Annotated in this window: 6 protein-coding genes; all 6 read left to right on the top strand. The window is 39.7% G+C overall.

Features of this window, described 5'->3' with window-relative positions; all coding sequences use genetic code 11:
• Nucleotides 1-844, top strand: an 844-nt coding sequence (gene murD, locus AC220I_RS17770; protein WP_486725207.1) for a UDP-N-acetylmuramoyl-L-alanine--D-glutamate ligase, incomplete at its 5' end; no start/stop codon positions are given.
• Between the two features lie 2 nt (nt 845-846).
• Complete coding sequence (ftsW, locus tag AC220I_RS17765) at nt 847-1938, top strand: putative lipid II flippase FtsW (RefSeq protein ID WP_486725206.1); 1092 nt, start codon at nt 847-849, stop codon at nt 1936-1938.
• Between the two features lie 38 nt (nt 1939-1976).
• On the top strand, nt 1977-3092 hold the full coding sequence (murG, locus tag AC220I_RS17760; RefSeq protein WP_486725205.1) for an undecaprenyldiphospho-muramoylpentapeptide beta-N-acetylglucosaminyltransferase: 1116 nt from the start codon (nt 1977-1979) through the stop codon (nt 3090-3092).
• 21 nt (nt 3093-3113) lie between these two features.
• A complete protein-coding gene (locus tag AC220I_RS17755) occupies nt 3114-3821 on the top strand; it encodes a cell division protein FtsQ/DivIB (protein ID WP_486725204.1) in 708 nt (235 codons plus the stop codon).
• A gap of 6 nt (nt 3822-3827) precedes the next feature.
• Nucleotides 3828-4538: a DUF881 domain-containing protein gene (locus tag AC220I_RS17750; RefSeq protein WP_486725203.1), complete on the top strand. Its 711-nt coding sequence runs from the start codon at nt 3828-3830 to the stop codon at nt 4536-4538.
• Nucleotides 4539-4550: 12 nt separating this feature from the next.
• Nucleotides 4551-5264 carry a DUF881 domain-containing protein gene (locus tag AC220I_RS17745; protein WP_486725202.1) on the top strand — a complete coding sequence of 238 codons (714 nt, stop codon included), beginning with the start codon at nt 4551-4553 and terminating at the stop codon, nt 5262-5264.
• The last annotated feature ends 90 nt before the right edge of the window (nt 5265-5354 follow it).

Here is a 5354-nt window from a genome sequence, read left to right as displayed (position 1 = left end):
TATTGATTTCAAGGCACATGTGGCTGCTATACTCAATGTGACGCCTGACCATTTGAACCGTCATAAGACGATGGAAAACTATACCCAAGCCAAGGCAAGAGTCTTTGAAAATCAAAATGCGGATGATTACTTGGTCTTGAATTATGATAATGAGATCACAAGAGCCTTAAAGGATCAATCAAAGGGTAAGGTGATTTATTTCAGTCGAAAACAGGTGCTTGATCAAGGTGTTTTTGTGGAAGACGATCAAATCATCGTGAATATAGGTGGTGACAAGCAGGTCGTCTGCAAACTCGATGATATGTTTATTTTCGGCGATCACAATGTTGAAAATGCACTTGCAAGTGTTGCCATGGCATATCTTTCTAAGATTCCTCTAGAGACTATTAAACATACACTTGAGACCTTTAAAGGGGTCGAGCACAGGATTGAGTATGTCACTTCTAAAGCGGGCAGAACCTTTTACAACGACTCAAAGGGTACCAATGTTGACTCAACTGTATGTGCCCTTAAATCTATGAAAAACGAGACGATCCTCATTGCTGGCGGTATGGATAAGGGTGGCACTTATGAAGCCATGTTTGATGCCTTTGACTCAAAGGTCAGTGCACTCGTCCTGCTTGGTGAGACTAAGCATAAAATAAAAGAAGAGGCCTTAAAGCATCAGTTTGAAGATTTTTATCTCGTAGAAAACATGGAAGAAGCTGTTTCAAAGGCCTATGAACTTTCAAATGAAGGCACTGCCATATTGTTGTCACCTGCTTGTGCAAGTTGGGATATGTATGAGAACTTTGAAAAAAGAGGCGAACACTTTAAAAATTGTGTCAATGCTTTGAAGGGATAGAGATGAAGACAAATAAAATCGATTATACGCTTTTGATCGTGACATTACTACTGGCTGCATTTGGACTCTTAATGGTATTTAGCTCCAGCTATTACTATGCAATTGAGAAAATGCAGAACAAGACGCATTTCTTTTTGACCGACCTCAAATGGATTGCAATTGGTATAGTGGTAATGCTCATCGCTTCACAAGTCAACTACAATTTTTATAAAAGGCTGGCGATTCCTGCCCTTATTGTGAGTATAGGGCTTTTGATATATGTTCTCTTTTTTGGAACGGTCATCAATAACGCCCAGCGATGGATTTTCATAGCGGGTCAATCCTTTATGCCTGCTGAAATCGCAAAAGTGGGGCTGATTTTGTTCTATGCATATAGCCTTGATAAAAATCACAAGCGACTGAATGAATTGTCTGTCCTAATTGTCTATGTAAGCATTATTGTCTTAAGTGGTTTTTTGATTATGAAACAGCCCAACATGAGTACTGCAGTAATCGTTACGGGCATTCAGTGCATTATGTTGTTCGTTGCTGGTCTTTACTGGCGATACACAGGGACAGTCCTTGTTGGCGGTACTGCAATCGCATGGTTTTTAGTCAAGTCAGCAGATTACCGTATGAGCAGATGGACGGCATTTATTGACCCATTTAAAGACCCAAGTGATGATTCCTACCAAGTTGTACAATCCCTCTATGCCTTAGGATCAGGTGGGATTGGTGGTGTTGGTCTCGGGATGAGTACTCAGAATAAATTATATATTCCCGAACCTCAAAATGACTTTATCCTAGCAACTATTGGTGAGGAACTCGGATTTATTGGGACTGTAATACTATTGGTATTCTTTTTGATATTGATATATCGTTGTGTTAAAATTGCTATGAATGCACCAGATACCTTTTCCTTTTTCTTGGCAACTGGCATTACTGCCATGTTGACGCTTCAGGTCTTGATGAATTATGCAGTTGCAACATCTTCAATGCCTGCCACGGGTATCTCGTTGCCCTTTATCAGTTATGGCGGTACAAGTGTCGTAATTTTGCTGGGGTCCATCGGTATAATGCTGAACATATCAAAGCAGTGTTTGACTCGGGGTTGATGTGCGTTTAAATTTGTAGAAATAAATGGAGAATGTCTATGAGAGTTATCTTAACAGGTGGTGGAACAGGTGGTCATATCTATCCAGCTTTGGCCATTGCTGAACGCTTAAAAAAAGAATACAAGGGTGTTGAAATTGTCTATATAGGTGCAAAACTCGGCATGGAAAAGGATATTGTGCCTAAGAGTGGTTTTACCTTTAGACAGATAGACGTTGCCCCATTAAATAAAAAAGTATCCTTAAAAACGATCAAATCATTGGGCGTTTTGATAAAGGGTCTATTTCAGGCAAGAAGAGAAATAAAGCGATTTAAACCGGACTTGATCATAGGTACAGGCGGTTATGTGGCTGGTCCAATCGTGATGATTGGGGCGCTTATGGGTGTACCGACCATTATCCATGAACAAAATGCCTTTCCTGGAATGACCAATAAAATATTGAGTCGGTTCGTTGATCGTATATTGGTGACGTTCGAAGAGGCAAAGACTCATTTTAAACATTCAGAAAAGGTTGTTTTTACAGGCTTGCCTGTGCTAGAAAGCTTTCATTCAATAGGCAGGGACTATGCGAGACAGCGTCTTGGATTTGCCAAGGATGAGTTTGTTCTCATGACTGTTGGTGGTAGTAATGGCGCACTAAAACTCAACCAAGTCATGATGGAAACCTATGCAACACTTGTGGATTATCCTAAGATTAAAATCATTCACGTTTCTGGAAATCGGTATTTTGACAGTATCAACGAGAAAATCAAATTGGGTCAGTATAGTGTGGGGAAAAATTTCAAACTCATCAGTTTCATGAAGGAAATGCCGATTTATCTCAATGCAGTGGATTTGGTGATTTCGAGAGCAGGCGCTTCGACAATCAATGAGATTATTGCAGCTAAAACGCCAGCAATCGTTGTCCCTTCACCTAATGTTGCCAACAATCATCAATTTCACAATGCCAAGGTGGTTGACCGCAATGGCATGGGCATCATCATAAAGGAAGAGGATTTGAATGTAGAACTGATGCAACATACAATCATGGATTTTTATGAGGAGCCTTCTAAGCTTGAAATCATGAGAAGCAATTGTGAAAAAATTGAACACATAAAACCCTTGGAAACAATTATGCACGAAGTTGCATCCTTGTTAAAGGAACATGAAGTATAAATAAAGGTTGGAGTGCTTTTGATGAAAAAGGTTAAGTGGATCTTGTTGTTGATATTAATTTGTGCAGGTGGCTACTATTTAGTATTCCAGACTGATTTGTTGACAGTTAAGACAATTTTGTACAATCAAAATGAGGAACTGGATATCTACGAACTTCAAAGATATTCAAACATCCACTATGGAGATCCTTATTGGAAGATCAATCTTCAAAGCGCTAAGGAGGGGCTCTTAAAGCATCCCTTCGTAAAAGAGGCTGTGGTCAACCGCAATTTTCCTGACCAGGTAATTTTTAATCTTACTTATAAAACCCACTATTTTAACTTGAAGTATTCCGACATTGTTTTATCTTTGGACCGTGATCTTGACGTGTTAAAGGTGTTAGAGAATGAAGGGGATGGGTATACAGTTGAAGGCTTTATGTTTAATGGCTTCTCAACTGGAAAGAGGATTGATGTGGCTCAGGAATACGTACTTGAAAATATCGTTGACCTGATTGAACTCATGAACCAAAGTAATTTTAACTACTATAAAATAATTGGCTATGAAAACAATAACATTAAAATAAAAATTGGCAACATCAGTGTAAAATTTGGCAACGGGGAAAATATTGAAACCCGATTTAATGCCTTTGCATCCATTTACAATGCACTGCAGAAAGAAGAAATCACAAATGGGACAATCGATGTAAGCACAGACGGATTGCCCGTTTATAAACCATTTGGAGAGTAGGTAATTATGAAAAAGGATAAAATTTGGATTGGAATTGCTTGTGTCGTTCTAGGTGTTTTTATTGCCTTTCAAATGAAATTTATACAGGGAACCTATTTAAGTGGTTCCACACCAACCCAAAAAACGACTGAAATTTTAAATGAGATGGCTGCTGTGAAAGCAGAAAAGGAAGCCCTCATTGAAGAGGTTGAAAGCCTTGAGAAGCAACTGGAGGACATCCAAGGATCTGCATCTGAGGAGAGTGCTGTTGTCAAAAATCTCACGGATGAACTCAATAAGTTCAAGACTTTTTCAGGGATGACCAAAGTGTCTGGACAAGGCGTCTTGGTAACCATAGACAATCCACCGACAGACAACAATTATGGCCTAGAAGTCAATATCGTATATGACTATAAATTGATTCTTGAGCTTTTAAACGAACTGAACTCAGCAGGTGCTGAGGCGATTTCCATAAACGAGCAGAGAATGATCAACAGTACAGAGGTCAGACTTGCCGGTTCTCAGGTGAATGTTAATACAATTCCGATTTCGCCGCCCTTTATCATAAAGGCAATCGGTAATTCAGGGACGCTTGATGGTGCCTTGAATCAACGCTTCGGGATTATATCAAACCTAAGAGAATCTGGTTATTACGTAGAGGTGAAATCTGTAGAAAATATTGAAATTCCGGCTTTTAATGGCACCTTGAAGTTCAAGTATGCCAACACAGTTAAATAGAAAGGTGAAGTCATGAAACTCACAGCACTTCAAAAAACCGTGTTCGCTTTAACCATACTCTTGGGGATCTTGTCGGCCATGCAATTTAGAGCTGTAAACTCGGGCTTTAAGTACATGTCCATAAAGGAAATGTATGCCAATAGTATCGAGTTGGAGAGCCAAAAGGCCGAACTGCTCCAGCTCAGGGATAAAGCGGAAGATTTAAAAATCAAAATTGCTGAATTTGATAAAGCGAGAACAGACGAACATATTAACTACGAAAACGTCTTGCAGGTAGAAATAGAAAACACTAAAAAAGTGGCGGGCTTAACAAGCGTAGAGGGACCTGGTATTGTGATCATCGTCACTGATGGCACAAGGGAGCTTTATGAAAACGAAAATCCCAATGTCATTCTCGTCCACGACCTAGACATCAGAGCCATGGTAGATGACCTCAGAAATGCAGGTGCAGAGGCGATTTCAATAAATGGTCAGCGCGTTATCTTCAATAAATCCGAAATCCAGTGTACAGGACCGACGATTAAAATTAATGAACAAGTATTTGCGCCACCATATGTCATTAGGGCCATTGGTGATCGCAAGTACCTTGAGAGTGCAATCAATGCGCCAGGTAGCTACAGCGAAAGCCTTCGTAAATGGGGGGTATTTGTTGAAGTGAACACAGCGATCAGTGTTTCGATTCCAGCCTATGATGGCTTGATGGATAATCAATACTTGAAGCAGTAAAGGAAGGTCAATATGATAATAGCAATAATTGGTATAATTCTAGGGATTTTAATAGGGCTCTACATTCCTTTTGAGTTTACGACGATTTCG

The organism is Fusibacter sp. (assembly GCF_057447755.1).
Note: the sequence above shows the minus strand (reverse complement) of the source record. Positions and strands in the feature narration are given on the sequence as shown.